The following is a 17,886-nucleotide window of genomic DNA, read 5'->3' on the forward strand; positions in this document are numbered from 1 at the left end:
ACGCCTGAAATATCTTCTGCCCGAGCGCTTGCTTGGTGGTCGTTGCCAGCTTAAATTGCCCGCGCAACCCCCGTTGTTTCAGCGGCGAGCGGCGTATTTGATTGATCGACTGTAGGAGAGAACGGGTGGACGAGCAAAAAGCCCTGAGGGTCATGCGCGAATTGGTCGACAACGGCCAGTTGACCGACCCGGACAGCGCCCGCGGCAAACTGCTGCAAGTGGCGGCTCACCTGTTCCGCAACAAAGGTTATGAACGCACCACGGTGCGCGATCTGGCGGGCGCCGTGGGCATCCAGTCAGGCAGCATTTTTCATCACTTCAAAAGCAAGGACGAAATCCTTCGCGCCGTGATGGAAGAGACCATCCGCTACAACACTGCGTTGATGCGGGCGGCCCTGGCCGAGTCCAGCAACGTCCGCGAGCGAGTGCTGGCGCTGATTCGTTGTGAATTGCAGTCGATCATGGGTGGCAGCGGCGAAGCCATGGCGGTGCTGGTGTATGAATGGCGCTCGTTGTCCGAAGACGGGCAGGCGCAGGTATTGGCACTGCGTGATATTTATGAAGAACTCTGGCTGCAGGTGTTGGGCGAAGCCAAAGAGGCGGGTTTCATTCGCGGCGATGTGTTCATCACGCGGCGTTTCCTGACGGGTGCATTGTCGTGGACCACCACCTGGTTTCGCGCTGACGGCAGCATGAGCCTCGATCAATTGGCCGAGGAAGCCTTGATTCTCGTGCTGGAAGAAAAACAATAAGGTTGTGCCAATCTAAGGAAACTGGCTAAGTGGCCGAAACCGCCTAGCTTGAATGCATTGATGCGTATTTTTTTGGGGAGTGGGTTGTTTTGATGTCTTCGCCAATCAGGACGGCTTCGCGGCTTTTGCTGGCGTCGCTTGCGGCGCTCTGGGTATTGCCGTCCCACGCTGCACAACTGGTGCGAGTGGGGGCGGCGCATTTTCCGCCCTACACCATTCGCCCGGAAACCGGTGTCGACACCGGCCTGCTGCCTCAGCTGGTCGAGGCGTTGAATCGCGAGCAAAGCGATTACCAGTTTGTCCTGGTGCCCACCTCCATTCCCCGGCGCTTCGGTGATTTCAAGCAGGGCCGGGTCGACATGGCGATTTTCGAAAACCCGGATTGGGGCTGGCAGGACATTCCCCACACCAGCGTTGACATGGGGCTTGAAGACGCCGAGATTTTCGTCGCGCAACGCCTGCCGGAACGACTGCAGAACTATTTTGTCGACCTCACCGGCAAGCGCCTGGCCCTGTTCAGCGGCTATCACTACGAATTCGCCAATTTCAATGCCGACCCGAAATTCCTCGCGCAAAACTACAACGCGACGCTGACCTATTCCCACGACAGCAACTTGTTGATGGTGTTGCGCGGGCGGGCGGACATTGCCTTGGTGACGCGCTCGTACCTGAGCGATTACCTGCTGCGTAATGAGAAGGTCGGCGATCAACTGCTGGTGTCCCAGCGCATCGATCAGGTCTATCACCACTACGCCATCCTCCGCCCCTCCGCGCCGATCACTGGCGAAGCGTTCGGCAAATTGCTGCAAGGGTTGCGCGACAACGGCCAGATGCTGAAGATTTTTGATCCGTACAAAATCGCCGTAGTGCCGGTACCGCGAAACTGATATCGCGCCACAGTATTTACGCACGTGTCTTAAATTTCCGGGCCCGGCTCACGTCACATCGTTGAACTGTCGACGACTAACGTGAGCCCGACCCATGCCCGATTTGAATGACCTGACTGGCCTGGCCCTGCCTGCCGAAGGGCCGCTTGTAGCGGATGAAAGCGAAAACCGCCTGCACCTCAGCCTGCAAGGTCAGCCGTTGATCCAGCTGCGCCTGACCCGCGAGCCCGAGTTACAGGTGCAAGTGGAAGAGCATTTTGGCCAACCGCTCGAACACGGCATCCGGGCGGCGTGTTATTGGCTGTTTGCTCGTGATCCCGCTTGCCAGTGCCTGACCTGGCAACTCGATGAAGTGCCCACCGATGTACTGCTCAGCGGATTGCTGATTCCCACCGAAATCGCCGGCCAATATCACTGTTTGCGCACCCTGTTCTGGCAAATACCTCAGCCATGGCTGGGTGAATCGCTGGTCGTCAGTTATCCGCAGCATAGGGTCATCAGCAACGGCAAGCGTCATCCGCTGCGCCCACCGAAGCCGCGGGGCGAAGTCTATCGGCGTTTTGATGCGCGCCTCGGTGCCTGGATTTCCCTGCGCACGGTAGACATTGAATTGGACCTGGAGCGTTTCAATCGCTGGCAGAACAGCCCGCGCGTGGCGAGTTTCTGGCAGGAGGAGGGCAGTCTCGAACAGCATCGCGACTACCTGGAAAAACTGGCGGCGGACCCGCACACGGTCACCCTGGTCGGCTGTTTCGATGATCAGCCGTTTGCCTACTTCGAAGCGTATTGGGCCAGGGAAGATCGCATCGCGCCGTTCTATGACGTCGATGATTACGACCGGGGCATCCACATGCTGGTGGGTGAAGAAAACCACCGGGGGCCGCACAAAGTGGCGAGCTGGTTATCGGCGCTGGTGCATTACCTGTTTCTTGACGACCCGCGCACGCAACGGGTGGTGGCCGAGCCTCGCGCGGATAACGCGAAGATGATCGGGCACATGCAGGGGCAGGGTTTTTACTGCGAGAAAGAGTTCGACTTCCCGCACAAGCGGGCGGCGTTGATGGCGGTGGGGCGGGAGCGGTTTTTTGATCGGTGCCGGTTGACTTGATGTTTATGGCTCAAGACCTGTACTGGTCTTGAGTCAGCCATCGCGAGCAGGCTCACGCCTACATTGGATCTATGGTGAACACACTATTCGTGAACACTGGAGATCTATTGTAGGAGTGAGCCTGCTCGCGATGGGGGCACCACAGAATCCAGATCCTAACGACGAGCAAAAGTATCCGCCCGACTCCCCGACACCTTGCGGCAATGCACCAGCGCATCACGAATCATGAAGTTCACCAGGGTCGGCGATACGCCGAGTTCCTTGGCGATGTCCTTCTGCGGCACCCCGTGCAGGCGGTACATCTCAAAGGCGTAGCGGGTGCGGCTTGGCAGCTCCGTCAGCGCATCGGCAATGTGCTCAAGAGTCGAGAAGTTGATGTGCGAGGTTTCGGGTGAAGCACCTTGGATCACCACGTTCAGACCTTCCTCTTCAGGGCCGGAATACTTCTGCTCCAGCGCCTGCTTGCGGTAGTGGTCGATCGCCAGGTTGCGCACGATCTGGAACAGGTAGCTGAGCTGCGCCTTGAACGAGGAGGTGATCGCCGGTGCGGATTGCAGCCGGAAAAAGGCATCCTGCACTACGTCTTCGGCGCGTGACCGGCAACCGGTAATGCGGGCTGCAATCTTGACCAGAATCAGTCGATTGTCGACGAAGGCCTGAAGTAGCGGTGAATCGCACCTGCTTGTGGATACTTGTTCCGTCATGGAAATCACCCTGCTGCCAATAGGTTGGTGGGACGGCACGAAACCCGTGCCGCCCGACACGTCGAGCGACAAATTAGGCTGAATGATAATGATTGTCAATTGAGAAAGAGAAGTAATGCGCCTCGTCGGTGCAAAGTGCGAACTGCCGCACGCCGACGTCCTCGCTTGCACCCTCCATCCCCACTGGCTATCCGGCCTGTCGACTAATTATTTGCAGACGTCATCCGTTCTCATTGGTGAAAGGCGCCGGGCAAATTCCGGCCACAGCCGCATTCCCAAAGCCTTGCGCGGTCGGCGAAGACCGCGTCCTGCACGCCTTCCCATGGGGCGTGACGTCACAAAACCGATTCCACTTGCAAGCCGATATCAGGCAGGAAACCTCATGACCGACGCGTTCGAACTCCCAAGCACACTGGTCCAAGCCCTACAGCGCCGTGCGGCCCTGACGCCGGATCGGGTGGCCTTGCGTTTTCTTGCCGACACGCCGGATCAGGCGGTAGTCCTCAGTTATCGCGAACTGGATCAGCGCGCGCGAACCATTGCCGGTGCGTTGCAAGCCGAGGCGGAGTTTGGCGATCGCGCGGTCCTGTTGTTTCCCAGTGGTCCGGATTACGTTGCCGCGTTTTTCGGCTGCCTGTATGCAGGCGTGATCGCGGTGCCGGCCTATCCGCCGGAGTCGGCCAAACGTCATCATCAGGAACGCCTGCTGTCGATCATCGACGATGCCCAACCGCGCTTGCTGCTGACCAGCGCCGATCTGCGCGACGCGTTGCAGCAGATCGAAGGCGCGCCGCCGCTGCTCTGCGTCGACACTCTCAATGTTGAACTGGCGGATCGTTGGGTCGAACCAAACCTCGAAGGCAACCACATCGCCTTCCTGCAATACACCTCCGGTTCCACCGCGGTGCCCAAAGGCGTGCAAGTCAGCCACGCTAATCTGGTGGCCAACGAAGTGCTGATTCGCCACGGCTTTGGCATTGATCTGAACCCTGATGACGTGATCGTCAGCTGGCTGCCGCTGTACCACGACATGGGCTTGATCGGCGGTCTGTTGCAGCCGATTTTCAGCGGCGTGCCGTGCGTGTTGATGTCGCCGGCGTACTTCCTCGGCCGGCCGCTGCGCTGGCTGGAAGCGATCAGCGAGTACGGCGGCACCATCAGCGGCGGACCGGATTTTGCCTACCGGCTGTGCAGCGAGCGGGTCAGCGAATCGGCGTTGGAACGGCTCGATTTGAGCGGCTGGCGTGTGGCGTACTCCGGTTCCGAACCGATTCGTCTCGACACCCTGGAGCGCTTCGCCGAGAAATTCGCCCCATGCGGATTTACCCCGGACAGTTTCATGGCGTCCTACGGCTTGGCCGAAGCGACGCTGTTTGTGGCTGGCAGCCCTCGTGCTCAGGGCATTGGCAACCTGCGCGTAGACGATCAAGCTCTGGCGCAACATCGCGCGGAATCGGGCGAGGGCTGCGCGATCATGAGTTGCGGCTTCAGCCAGCCGGATCACGCGGTGCTGATTGTCGATCCGGTTGCGCTCACTGAACTGGCCGAGAATGCTGTCGGTGAAGTCTGGGCCACCGGGCCGAGCATCGCCCTCGGCTATTGGCGCAACCCCGAGGCCAGCGCCAAGACCTTCGTCCAGCACAACGGCCAGACCTGGTTGCGCACCGGCGACCTGGGGTTTATGCGCGACGGCGAACTGTTCATCACCGGGCGCCTGAAGGACCTGCTGATCGTTCGCGGGCACAACCTCTATCCACAGGACATCGAGCAGACCATCGAGCGTGAAGTGGAGGTGGTGCGCAAAGGTCGCGTCGCGGCATTCGCGGTCAATATCGACGGTCAGGAAGGCATTGGTGTCGCCGCCGAAATCAGCCGCAGCGTGCAGAAAATCCTGCCACCCGAAGCGCTGATCAAAGCCATCCGCCAAGCCGTGGCCGAAGCGTATCAAGAAGCGCCGAGCGTGGTGGTGCTGCTCAATCCGGGGGCGCTGCCCAAGACGTCGAGCGGCAAGTTGCAGCGCTCGGCGTGCCGCCATCGTCTGGCGGAGGGCAGTCTCGACAGCTATGCGCTGTTTCCGTCAGCGGCCACGGAGCGTGAAGCAAACACCGAATCCGGTTCTGAGCTGCAATCCCTGATCGGCCAGATCTGGTGCGAACAATTGCAGGTCAAACAGATCCATGCCGACGACCACTTCTTCCTGCTCGGTGGTAATTCCATCGCCGCCACCCAAGTGGTTGCGCGCCTGCGTGAAGCACTCGGCCTGGAGCTGAACCTGCGCCTGTTGCTCGAAGCGCCGTCCCTCGGTGCATTCGCCAGCGCTGTGGCTCGGCAACAACAGGATGGTGGCCTGGTCCAAGGCGCGATCACCCCGCTGTCGCGCACCGAAGCCCTGCCGCAATCCCTGGCGCAAAACCGCCTGTGGATTACCTGGCAACTCGACCCGCACAGCAGCGCCTACACCATTCCCGGTGCGTTGCGTTTGCGTGGCGAGCTGGATCAAGACGCATTGCGCGGCAGTTTCCAGCAACTGATCGAGCGCCACGAATCCTTGCGCACGCGGTTCTTCGAGCGTGACGGCGTGGCGCTGCAACAGGTGGATGCCGCCGCCGGGTTGAACCTGCGATTGATCGACATCAGCGGCCTGCCAGCCACCGAGCGTGAAGCCCGCGCCGAGCAAATCCGTGAGGACGAGGCGCGCACCCCATTTGATCTGGAGAAAGGTCCGCTGTTGTGGGTGACGCTGGTACGCCTCGATGATGAAGATCACCAGTTGCTGGTGACGATGCACCACATCATCGCCGACGGTTGGTCGCTGAACGTGCTGATCGACGAGTTCTCGCGCCTGTACGCCGCAGCTTCCCAGGGACAACAAGCAACACTTCCGGCCTTGCCGACGCAGTACGCCGACTACGGCAGCTGGCAGCGTCAATGGCTGGCGCAAGGGGAGGGTGAACGCCAATTGGCTTATTGGAAAGCGCGGTTGGGCGATGAGCACCCGACGCTCAATCTGGCCACCGACCACCCGCGTTCGGCACAGCACACTCACAGTGCGGCGCGTCATTCCGTCAAACTGGACGCGACCTTGAGCGATGCCATTCGCCGGACCGCACAGGCGCATGAATCAACCCCGTTCATGCTATTGCTCGCCGGGTTCCAGAGCCTGTTGCACCGCTACAGCGGCCAGCGCGACATCCGCATCGGCGTGCCGAATGCCAACCGTCCACGCCTTGAAACCCAGGGGCTGATCGGCTTCTTCATCAACACCCAGGTGCTGCGTGCCGAAGTGGATTCGCGACAGCCTTTTGTTGAGCTGCTGGCGCAAACCCGTCAGCACGCATTGGACGCCCAAGCGCATCAGGACCTGCCGTTCGAGCAACTGCTCGAAGCGTTCCCGCAAGCCCGCGAACAAGGCCTGTTCCAGGTCATGTTCAACCACCAGCAACGGGACTTGAGCACACTGCGCCGGCTGCCGGGATTGCTCGTCGAAGAGTTGCCGTGGCACAGCCGCGAAGCCAAGTTCGACCTGCAACTGCACAGCGAGGAAGATCAAAAGGGTCGCCTCAGCCTGTCCTTCGACTACGCCAGCGAACTGTTTGATGCGGCGACCATCACCCGTCTTGCCGAACACTTCAGCAACCTGTTGCACGCCATTTGCGAACAGCCCGACACCGCCATCGGCGACCTGCCGTTGCTGACCTCAAGTGAGCACGATCAGCAAACGGCCTGGAGCGCGGCGCCTTGCACGCCGGCCAGCCAATGGCTGCCGCAACGGCTCAACGAACAGGCGAAACTGACACCGGAACGCACCGCCCTGCTGTGGGACGGTGGCGCCATGGACTTCGCCGACCTGCACAGCCGCGCCAACCGCCTCGCGCATTACCTGCGCGACAAAGGTGTCGGCCCGGACGTGTGCGTGGCCATTGCTGCGCAGCGTTCGCCGCAATTGCTGATCGGCCTGCTGGCGATCATCAAGGCTGGTGGCGCGTATGTGCCGCTGGACCCGGACTATCCGGCCGAACGCCTGGCCTACATGCTCGGCGACAGCGGCGTCGAGTTGCTGCTGACCCAGACCGGGTTGCTTGAACGTCTGCCGGCCACCGAGGGTGTCAGCGTGATTGCCATGGACGCGCTCAACCTCGACGGTTGGCCGAGCCATGCGCCGGGGCTGCATTTGCACGGTGACAACCTCGCCTACGTGATCTACACCTCGGGCTCCACCGGTCAGCCGAAGGGCGTCGGCAACACTCACGCGGCGCTGGCCGAGCGACTGCAATGGATGCAAGACACCTATCGCCTGAATGACACCGACGTGCTGATGCAGAAGGCACCGATCAGTTTCGATGTGTCGGTATGGGAGTGCTTCTGGCCGCTGATCACCGGCGCCCGTTTGCTGATGGCCGGCCCCGGTGAACACCGCGACCCGCATCGCATTGCGCAGTTGGTTCAGCAATTCGGCGTGACCACGCTGCACTTCGTACCGCCGTTACTTTCGTTGTTCATCAATGAACCGCTCACCGCTGAGTGCACCAGCCTTCGCCGCATCTTCTCCGGCGGCGAAGCCTTGCCGGCCGAACTGCGCAACCGTGTGCTGGAACAATTGCCCGCCGTGCAACTGCACAATCGTTATGGCCCGACCGAGACCGCGATCAACGTCACCCACTGGCAGTGCACCACGGCCGATGGCGAGTGTTCGCCGGTTGGCCGTCCGGTGGGCAACGTCATCTGTCGCGTGCTCGACAGCGACCTCAACCCCGTACCGGCCGGCGTCCCCGGCGAATTGTGCATCAGCGGCATCGGGCTGGCGCGTGGTTATCTGGGGCGTCCGGGCCTGACTGCCGAACGCTTTGTCGTTGATCCGCTGGGCGAGCCGGGCGCACGTCTGTATCGCACCGGCGACCGTGCGCGCTGGACTGCTGACGGCGTGATCGAATACCTCGGCCGTCTCGATCAGCAGGTCAAATTGCGCGGCTTCCGTGTCGAACCGCAAGAGATTGAAGCGCGGTTGCTGGCGCAGGAGGGCGTTGCACAAGCCGTGGTGCTGGTGCGCGAGACGGCAGTCGGCGGGCAGTTGATCGGCTACTACACCGTCACAGAAGCCAGCGAAACCGAAGACGCCCAGACAACACGCCTGATCACCGCGCTGGCGGCCGAGCTGCCGGAATACATGGTCCCGGCGCAGCTGATGCGTCTGGCGCAAATGCCCTTGAGCCCGAGCGGCAAGCTCGACCGTCGCGCCTTGCCTGAGCCGCAATGGCACGTGCGCGAGCACGTCGAACCGGTCACGGCGCTGGAGCAACAGATCGCCGGTATCTGGCGCACAGTGCTGGGCCAGACGCAAATCGGTCTTCGCGACGATTTCTTCGCCCTCGGCGGTCACTCGTTGCTGGCCACACAAATCATTTCCCGCACGCGCCAGGCCTGCGACGTCGAATTGCCGCTGCGTGCGTTGTTCGAGAACCGTGAACTGGGTGCATTCGCCGAGCAGGTTCGGCTGATTCAGGTCAGCGGCCAGACCAACGAGCAACCGCCGATCGAGCAGGTCGACCGCAGCCAACCGGTGCCGCTGTCCTATTCCCAGCAACGCATGTGGTTCCTCTGGCAGATGGAACCGGACAGCCCGGCGTACAACGTCGGTGGCATGGCGCGGCTGCGTGGCGTACTCGATGTCGGGCGTTTCGAAGCGGCGCTGCAAGCGTTGATCATGCGCCACGAAACCCTGCGCACCATGTTCCCGAGCGTCGACGGCGTGGCCCGGCAACAGGTGCATGGGCAAACCGGAATGCGCATGGACTGGAAGGATTTTTCCGCACTGGCGGGTGAAATCCGCGAGCAACGCGTCCAGCAACTGGCTGACGACGAGGCGCATACGCCGTTCAATCTGGAAACCGGCCCGCTGCTGCGTGCCTGCCTGGTCAAGACTGCCGAGCACGAACATTACCTGGTGCTGACCCTGCACCACATCGTTACCGAAGGCTGGGCGATGGACATCTTTGCCCGGGAACTGAGCGCGCTCTACGAAGCCTTCGTCGATGACCGCGAATCACCACTGGCGCCACTGCCGGTGCAATACCTCGATTACAGCGTGTGGCAACGGCAGTGGCTGGCGGCCGGCGAGCGTCAGCGCCAACTCGATTACTGGATGGCGCAACTGGGCCGTGAACATCCGCTCCTGGAACTGCCGGCGGACCGTCCACGCCCACCGGTGCAAAGCCACCGGGGTGAGCTGTTCCGTTTCGACCTGAGCGATGATCTGGCGGCACGTATTCGGGCCTTCAATGCGCAAAACGGTCTGACCCTGTTCATGACCATGACCGCCGCGATGGCCGTGCTGCTTTACCGCTACAGCGGCCAGACTGATCTGCGCATCGGTGCGCCGGTGGCCAACCGGATTCGCCCGGAAAGCGAAGGGCTGATCGGTGCGTTCCTCAACACCCAAGTGCTGCGTTGCCAACTCGACGGGCAGATGTCCGTTGGTGAATTGTTTGAGCAGGTGCGCCACACCGTGATCGAAGGCCAGTCCCATCAGGACCTGCCGTTCGACCACTTGGTAGAAGCGTTGCAGCCACCGCGCAGCGCCGCGTACAACCCGCTGTTCCAGGTGATGTGTAACGTGCAGCGCTGGGAGTTCCAGCAGAGCCGCACCCTGGCCGGCATGACCGTCGAGTACCTGGCCAACGATGCGCGGGCGACCAAGTTCGACCTTAACCTGGAAGTCACCGACCTCGATCATCGCCTCGGTTGCTGCCTGACCTACAGCACTGATCTGTTCGATGAACCGCGCATCGCGCGCATGGCCGGGCATTGGCGCAATCTGCTGGAAGCGTTGTTGACCGATCCGAAACAGCGTCTCAGTGAACTGCCGTTGCTGGACACCCGCGAACAACAAGCATTGCTCGATAGTCTTGGCGTCGGACCGGGCGAGCATCGCCTCGACCAGTGCATTCATCAACTGTTCCGCGAGCAGGCGCTGACGCGCAAGGAGGCGCCAGCCCTGACCTTTGCCGGGCAGACCCTGAGCTATGCCGAACTCGACAGCCGCGCCAATCAACTGGCCTGGATGCTTCGCGAGCGTGGTGTTGGTCCGCAGGTGCGCGTCGGCCTGGCGCTTGAACGGTCGCTGGAGATGGTCATCGGCCTGCTGGCGATTCTCAAGGCCGGTGGCGCCTATGTGCCGCTGGACCCGGAATATCCGCTCGACCGTTTGCGTTACATGATCGAGGACAGCGGCATCGCAGTGTTGCTCAGCGATGCGGCAATGTTCGAAGCCCTCGGTGAGTTGCCGGCAACGGTGGCGCGCTGGTGCCTGGAAGAGGACACGGCCGGGCTGGTCAATTACCCGACCAGCGAGCTGCCGTTTATCAGTCTGCCGCAACATCAGGCCTACCTGATTTACACCTCCGGTTCCACCGGCCAACCGAAAGGCGTGGTGGTGTCTCACGGTGAGATCGCCATGCACTGCCAGGCGGTGATCGAACGCTTCGGCATGCGCCCGGACGATTGCGAGCTGCATTTCTATTCGATCAACTTCGACGCGGCGACCGAGCGTTTACTGGTGCCATTGCTGTGCGGCGCGCAAGTGGTGTTGCGTGCGCAGGGGCAGTGGGATGCGCAAGAAATCTGCGGCTTGATTCGTCAACATCGCATCAACATTCTCGGCTTCACCCCAAGCTACGGCAGCCAGTTGGCGCAATGGCTGGCGACTCAGGGCGAAACCCTGCCGGTGCGCATGTGCATCACCGGCGGCGAGGCCCTGACCGGCGAACACCTGTCGCGGATTCGCGCGGCCTTCAAGCCGAGCCTGTTTTTCAATGCTTACGGCCCGACCGAAACCGTGGTCATGCCGCTGGCCAGTCTCGCGCCCGAACAGTTGGAAGAAGGCCTGGGCAGTGTGCCGATTGGCAGCGTGATTGGCGCGCGGGTGGCTTACATTCTCGACGCGGATCAGGCGTTGGTGCCACAAGGCGCGACCGGCGAGTTGTACGTCGGCGGTGCTGGTCTGGCGCAGGGTTATCACCAGCGTCCGGGCATGACCGCCGAACGCTTTGTCGCCGATCCGTTTGCCAACAATGGCGGACGCCTGTACCGCACTGGCGACCTGGTGCGTCAACGTGCCGATGGGTTGGTGGAGTATCTCGGGCGTCTCGACCATCAAGTGAAGATTCGCGGTTTCCGCATCGAGTTGGGCGAGATCGAAACCCGTCTGCTGGAACATGAATCAATCCGTGAAGCCGTGGTGCGGGCCCTCGACGCACCGAGCGGCAAGCAACTGGTGGGTTATCTGGTCACCGAGGTCGCCGAGCAGGACGAAGCGCTACAAGCCGCACTGCGCGAATCCCTCAAGTCGCACCTCAAATCTCAATTGCCGGATTACATGGTGCCCACGCACCTGATTCTGCTCACCAGCATGCCGCTTACCGCCAACGGCAAACTGGACCGCCGTGCATTGCCGGCACCGGACCCGGAGCTGAACCGTCAGCAGTACCTGGCGCCGAGCAATGCACTTGAACTGACCCTGGCCGCGATCTGGTGCGAAGTGTTGAACGTCACGCAAGTCGGTCTCAATGACAACTTCTTTGAACTGGGCGGCGATTCAATTCTGTCGATCCAGGTGGTCAGCCGGGCGCGGCAGCAGGGCATCCATTTCAGTCCGCGTGATCTGTTCCAGCACCAGACTGTGCAGACTCTGGCCGCAGTGGCGACCCGTACCGAACAGGTCACCGCCGAGCAAGGCTTGCTCTCCGGTGAATCGCGTCTGACGCCGATTCAGCATTGGTTCTTCGATACCGACATCCCCGAGCGCCAACACTGGAACCAGGCGTTACTGCTGGAACCGACCGTGACGCTGGAGCCTCATCGTCTTGAGCAAGCGCTGCTGGCGGTGATCGAACAGCATGACGCCTTGCGCCTGCGCTTCATCGAGAACGCCGGGCAATGGCATGCCGAACATCAGCCAGTGTCCGATGCGCCAGTGCTGTGGCAAGTCCATGTTTCGTCGATGGACCCATGCACCGCGCTGTTCACCGATGCCCAGCGCAGCCTTGATCTCGAAGCGGGGCCGCTGTTGCGTGCGCTGCTGGTCGATGGGCCTGAGGGACAACAACGGCTGTTCATCGCCATTCACCACCTGGTGGTCGACGGCGTTTCGTGGCGCGTGCTGCTGGATGATCTGCAAACGGTTTACCGGCAACTGGACGCACAGCAGTCGGTCAACCTGCCGGCGAAAACCAGTGCCTTCAAGGACTGGGCGGCGCGCTTGCAGGCGTACGCCGGCAGCGAATCCCTGCGCGAAGAACTGAGGTGGTGGCAGTCGCAACTGGCCGGCCCAAGCGTTAAGTTGCCCTGCGAACGTCCTCAAGGCGGTCAGCAGAATCGTCATGCGCATACCGTCAGTGTGCGCCTTGATAGCGAGCGCACCCGCCAATTGCTGCAACAGGCGCCGAGCGCTTACCGCACGCAAGTCAACGACTTGCTGCTGACGGCACTGGCACGTGTGATGTGCCGTCGGAGCGGCGACGAATCGACGCTGATTCAACTGGAAGGCCACGGCCGCGAAACCCTGTTCGACGAGATCGACCTGACCCGCACCGTGGGCTGGTTCACCAGTGCCTATCCGCTGCGACTGACGCCGATGGGCGGGCAGGGCGACTCGCTCAAGGCGATCAAGGAACAACTGCGCGCCGTGCCGCACAAAGGTTTGGGGTATGGCGTGTTGCGTTATCTGGCCGACGACCTCTGCCGACAGGCGATGGCTGAGCTGCCGGCAGCGCCGATCACCTTCAACTACCTCGGTCAGTTCGACCAGAGCTTTGGCGCGGATGCCTTGTTCCGCCCGCTGGATGAAGCGGTCGGCGCGGCCCACGATCCGCACGCGCCGCTGCCCAATGAGCTGAGCGTCGACAGTCAGGTCTACGGCGGTGAACTGGTGCTGCGCTGGACCTTCAGTGCAGAACGCCATGATCCGCAAACTATCTCCGACCTGGCAGACGCTTACGTAAATGAATTGCACAGCCTGATCGAACATTGTCTGCAGGACGAGGCGGGTGGCCTGACACCGTCGGATTTTCCGCTGGCGAAACTGACCCAGGCGCAACTCGATGCACTGCCGGTTCCGGCCGCCGTGATCGAAGACGTCTACCCGCTGACCCCGATGCAGGAAGGCATGTTGTTGCACACCTTGCTGGAGCCAGGTACCGGGCTCTACTACATGCAGGACCGCTACCGCATCAACAGCGAGCTCGACCCTCAGCGTTTCGCCCAGGCCTGGCAAGCGGTGATCGCCCGTCACGAAGCCCTGCGTGCGTCCTTCTGCTGGAACGTCGGCGAAGACATGCTGCAGGTTATCCACAAGCCGGGCAGCACGCCGATCGAATACCTCGACTGGACCGCGATGGCTGAAACCGCGCAAGAGCCGACGTTGCAGGCACTGCTGAAAAGCGAGCGTGAGGCCGGGTTCGATCTACTCAATCAGGCCCCGTTCCATTTGCGCTTGATCAAGGTCGGCGTGGCGCGTTACTGGTTCATGATGAGCAACCACCACCTCCTGATCGATGCCTGGTGCCGCTCGCTATTGATGAACGATTTCTTCGATATCTACACCGCTCTCGGCGAAGGACGCGAAGCGCAATTGGCCGTACCGCCGCGTTACCGCGACTACATCGGCTGGCTGCAACGCCAGAGCCTGGCGGAAGCGCGGCAGTGGTGGAAAAACAACCTGCAAGGCTTCGAACGCACGACGCCGATCCCGAGTGATCGACCGTTCCTGCGCGAACACGCCGGCGCCAGCGGTGGCATGATCGTCGGCGACCGCTACACCCGGCTCGATGCCCGTGACGGTGCGCAATTGCGTGAACTGGCGCAGGCGCATCAGCTGACCATCAACACCTTCGCCCAAGCGGCGTGGGCGCTGGTGTTGCGGCGCTTGAGCGGTGATCGCGACGTGCTGTTCGGCGTCACCGTGGCCGGGCGCCCGGTGGATATGCCGCAGATGCAACGCACTGTGGGGCTGTTCATCAACAGCATTGCGTTGCGGGTGAAAATGCCCGAAGACGATCAGCGTTGCAGCGTGCGCCAATGGCTCGGCGGTTTGCTCGACAGCAACATGCAGTTGCGCGAGTACGAATACCTGCCGTTGGTGAGCATTCAGGAACACAGTGAATTGCCCAAAGGTCAGCCGCTGTTCGACAGCCTGTTCGTATTCGAGAACGCCCCGGTGGAAGTGTCGGTGCTGGACCGTGCGCAAAGCTTTAACGCGACCTCGGATTCGGGCCGCACCCACACTAACTTCCCGCTGACAGCGGTGTGTTATCCGGGCGATGACCTGGGCTTGCACCTGTCTTACGACCAGCGTTACTTCGACGAATCGACCATCGAGCGCATGCTCGGTGAGTTCAAGCGCTTGCTGCTGGCGCTGGTCGACGGGTTCCACGGTGACATGGCCGACTTACCGCTGCTGGGGGGCGAGGAGCGGGACTTCCTCGTCCACGGTTGCAACCAGAGCGAACACGACTACTCGCTGGAGCAGAGCTATGTCGCGTTGTTCGAAGCGCAAGTCGCGCAGCATCCGCAGCGGATCGCTGCGAGTTGCCTCGATCAGCAACACAGCTACGCCGAACTGAACCAGCGCAGCAACCGCCTCGGTCACGCCCTGATCGCTGCCGGTGTCGGGCTGGATCAACCAGTGGCGTTGCTGGCCGAGCGTGACCTCGATTTGCTCGGCATGTTCATTGGAAGCTTCAAGGCCGGTGCTGGTTATCTGCCGTTGGATCCGGGCCTGCCGAGTCAACGTCTGAGCCGGATCATCGACCTGAGTCGCACGCCGTTGCTGGTGTGCACTCAGGCCTGCCGCGAACAGGCGCTGGCGTTGCTGGACGAGTTCGGTTGTTCCCAGCGGCCTAAATTGCTGGTCTGGGAAGAGGTGCAGGCGAGCACTGTTTCGGAGGCCAATCCGGGCGTTTACAGCGGGCCGGATAACCTTGCCTACGTGATCTACACCTCGGGCTCCACGGGTTTGCCCAAAGGCGTGATGGTCGAGCAGCGCGGCATGCTCAATAACCAGTTGAGCAAGGTGCCTTACCTGAACCTGAGCGATGCCGATGTGATCGCCCAGACCGCTTCGCAAAGCTTCGATATTTCGGTCTGGCAGTTCCTCGCCGCGCCGCTGTTCGGTGCCCGGGTGGACATCGTGCCGAACACCATCGCTCATGATCCACAGGGCCTGTTGGCGCATGTTTCGGCGCAAGGCATCACCGTGCTGGAAAGCGTGCCGTCGCTGATCCAGGGCATGCTCGCCCAGGAACGCATGAGCCTCGACGGCCTGCGCTGGATGCTGCCGACCGGTGAAGCGATGCCGCCGGAACTGGCGCACCAATGGCTGTTGCGTTACCCGGAGATCGGCTTGGTGAATGCCTATGGACCGGCGGAATGCTCGGATGACGTGGCGTTCTTCCGTGTCGACCTGGTCTCGACACGCGGCAGCTATTTGCCGATTGGTACACCCACCGACAACAACCGTTTATACCTGCTCGATGGCGCGCTGGAACTGGTGCCGTTGGGCGCGGTAGGCGAGTTGTGCGTGGCCGGTACCGGTGTCGGTCGTGGCTACGTGAGTGATCCGTTGCGCACGGCGCAGGTGTTTGTGCCGAACCCGTTCGGCGCGCCGGGGGATCGGTTGTATCGCACTGGCGACCTGGCCCGTCGTCGCAGTGACGGCGTGCTGGAGTACGTCGGGCGTATCGACCATCAAGTGAAGATTCGTGGATACCGCATCGAACTGGGGGAAATCGAAGCGCGCCTGCACGAACAGCCGGAGGTCCGCGAAGCGGCGGTGGGGGTGCAGGAAGGGGTGAACGGTAAACATCTGGTTGGCTATTTGGTTGCGGCTGATTCAGCCTTGAGTTCGAGCGAACGACTGGAGCGGATCAAGCAACGACTGCGCGCCGAACTGCCGGAATACATGGTGCCGCTGCACTGGTTGTGGCTGGATCGCCTGCCGCTTAATGCCAACGGCAAACTCGATCGCAAGGCGCTGCCAGCGCTGGAGATCGGCCAGTTGCAGAGCCAGGACTATCTGGCGCCACGCAATGATCTGGAGCAGACGCTGACGGACATTTGGGCTGAGGTGTTGAAAGTCGAGAAGGTCGGTGTGCGCGACAACTTCTTTGAGTTGGGTGGGCATTCGTTGCTGGCGACACAGATTGCTTCGCGGGTGCAGAAAGCGCTGCAAAGGGATGTGCCGTTGCGAGCGATGTTCGAGTGCAGCACGGTGGCGGAGTTGGCCGAATACATTGATGAATTGGCGGCGAATGACATCACCGAGGAGAAGGTGGATCGGCTGAATGACCTGATGGCGGAGTTGGAAGGGTTCTGATTCTTTAGGGGCTGGTAAGGCCTCATCGCAGGCAAGCCAGCTCCCACATCTGATCTGTGTTTGCAGAACCAATGTGGGAGTGAGCTTGCTCGCGATGGGGCCGGTACAGACACTCAGAGTGTTGACTATGGACCCACGGCAGCACAGTCTCCCCACTCCAGTTTTCACCAAGGAAACAGTCAATGCCCTTCGCAACGATTGATGGTCAACCCCTCCATTACCTGGATCAAGGCACCGGCCCGGCGGTCCTGCTGGCCGGCAGTTACCTGTGGGACCAGGCCATGTGGGCCCCGCAAATTGCTGCCCTGTCACCGCACTACCGGGTCATCGCTCTGGACCTGTGGGGCCACGGCGAATCCGGCCCGCTGCCCGCAGGCACACAATCGCTGGACGACATTGCGCGCCAGGCCTTGGCGCTGCTCGATCATCTGGATATTGATCGCGTCACGCTGGTTGGGCTGTCTGTCGGAGGCATGTGGGGCGCGCGGCTGGCGCTGTCCGCACCGCAGCGAATCAACGGTCTGGTGCTGATGGACACCTACCTCGGGGTCGAGCCGGAACCGACTCGCCAGTACTATTTCTCGTTGTTCAAGCAGATCGAAGACACCGGCGTGATCTCGGCGCCGCTGCTCGACATCGTGGTGCCGATCTTCTTCCGTCCAGGCATCGATCCGCAGTCGGCGCTGTATCAGGAATTTCGCGCGAAGCTGGCCGCGCTGTCGCCGCAGCGTCTGCGTGAAAGCGTCGTGCCGATGGGGCGGATTACGTTTGCGCGGGATGATCTGTTGCCGCGTCTGAGGGCATTGAGTCCTGAAACCACGCTCGTGATGTGTGGCGATCAGGACAAGCCGCGGCCGCCGTCGGAAGCGAAGGAAATGGCTGAGCTGATCGGGTGCCCGTCTGTGCTGGTGCCGGAAGCGGGGCATATCTCCAGTCTGGAGAATCCCGGATTTGTCACGGAGGCGCTGCTGAAGTTTTTGGCTGAGAGGAATTAGTTAAATTTGCCGGCCTCATCGCGAGCAAGCTCGCTCCCACAGTTGATCGCATTCCCCTGTTGGAGCGAGCCTGC

Annotated in this window: 6 protein-coding genes; 5 read left to right on the top strand and 1 reads right to left on the bottom strand. The window is 61.5% G+C overall.

The genetic code is table 11. From position 1 onward, the window contains the following. Positions 1–125 precede the first annotated feature (125 nt). From D882_RS0125000 to D882_RS0125010, 3 genes are all read left to right on the top strand, one after another. Entirely contained in the window at positions 126–752 is a 627-nt protein-coding gene (locus D882_RS0125000) for a TetR/AcrR family transcriptional regulator (RefSeq protein ID WP_027925767.1), read from the top strand. 92 nt (positions 753–844) lie between these two features. Further along, positions 845–1,639 (top strand): ABC transporter substrate-binding protein, encoded by a 795-nt coding sequence (locus tag D882_RS0125005; RefSeq protein ID WP_027925768.1) that lies wholly within the window; start codon positions 845–847, stop codon positions 1,637–1,639. Positions 1,640–1,733: 94 nt separating this feature from the next. Further along, the gene (locus D882_RS0125010; protein WP_027925769.1) at positions 1,734–2,747 is read left to right on the top strand and encodes a GNAT family N-acetyltransferase; all 1,014 of its coding nucleotides are present in this window, start codon (positions 1,734–1,736) and stop codon (positions 2,745–2,747) included. Positions 2,748–2,902: 155 nt separating this feature from the next. Here D882_RS0125010 and D882_RS0125015 read toward each other — a convergent pair whose 3' ends face one another. Next, the gene (locus D882_RS0125015) at positions 2,903–3,451 is read right to left on the bottom strand and encodes an RNA polymerase factor sigma-70 (RefSeq protein ID WP_027925770.1); all 549 of its coding nucleotides are present in this window, start codon (positions 3,449–3,451) and stop codon (positions 2,903–2,905) included. A gap of 382 nt (positions 3,452–3,833) precedes the next feature. On the opposite strand from D882_RS0125015, the gene D882_RS0125020 reads away from it, so the two are divergent. Further along, positions 3,834–16,817: a non-ribosomal peptide synthetase gene (locus D882_RS0125020; protein ID WP_027925771.1), complete on the top strand. Its 12,984-nt coding sequence runs from the start codon at positions 3,834–3,836 to the stop codon at positions 16,815–16,817. Between the two features lie 182 nt (positions 16,818–16,999). Further along, positions 17,000–17,812 carry an alpha/beta fold hydrolase gene (locus D882_RS0125025; protein WP_027925772.1) on the top strand — a complete coding sequence of 271 codons (813 nt, stop codon included), beginning with the start codon at positions 17,000–17,002 and terminating at the stop codon, positions 17,810–17,812. Positions 17,813–17,886: the final 74 nt, after the last annotated feature.

It is taken from the genome of Pseudomonas sp. URMO17WK12:I12 (assembly GCF_000514395.1).
GTDB lineage: Bacteria > Pseudomonadota > Gammaproteobacteria > Pseudomonadales > Pseudomonadaceae > Aquipseudomonas > Aquipseudomonas mucoides.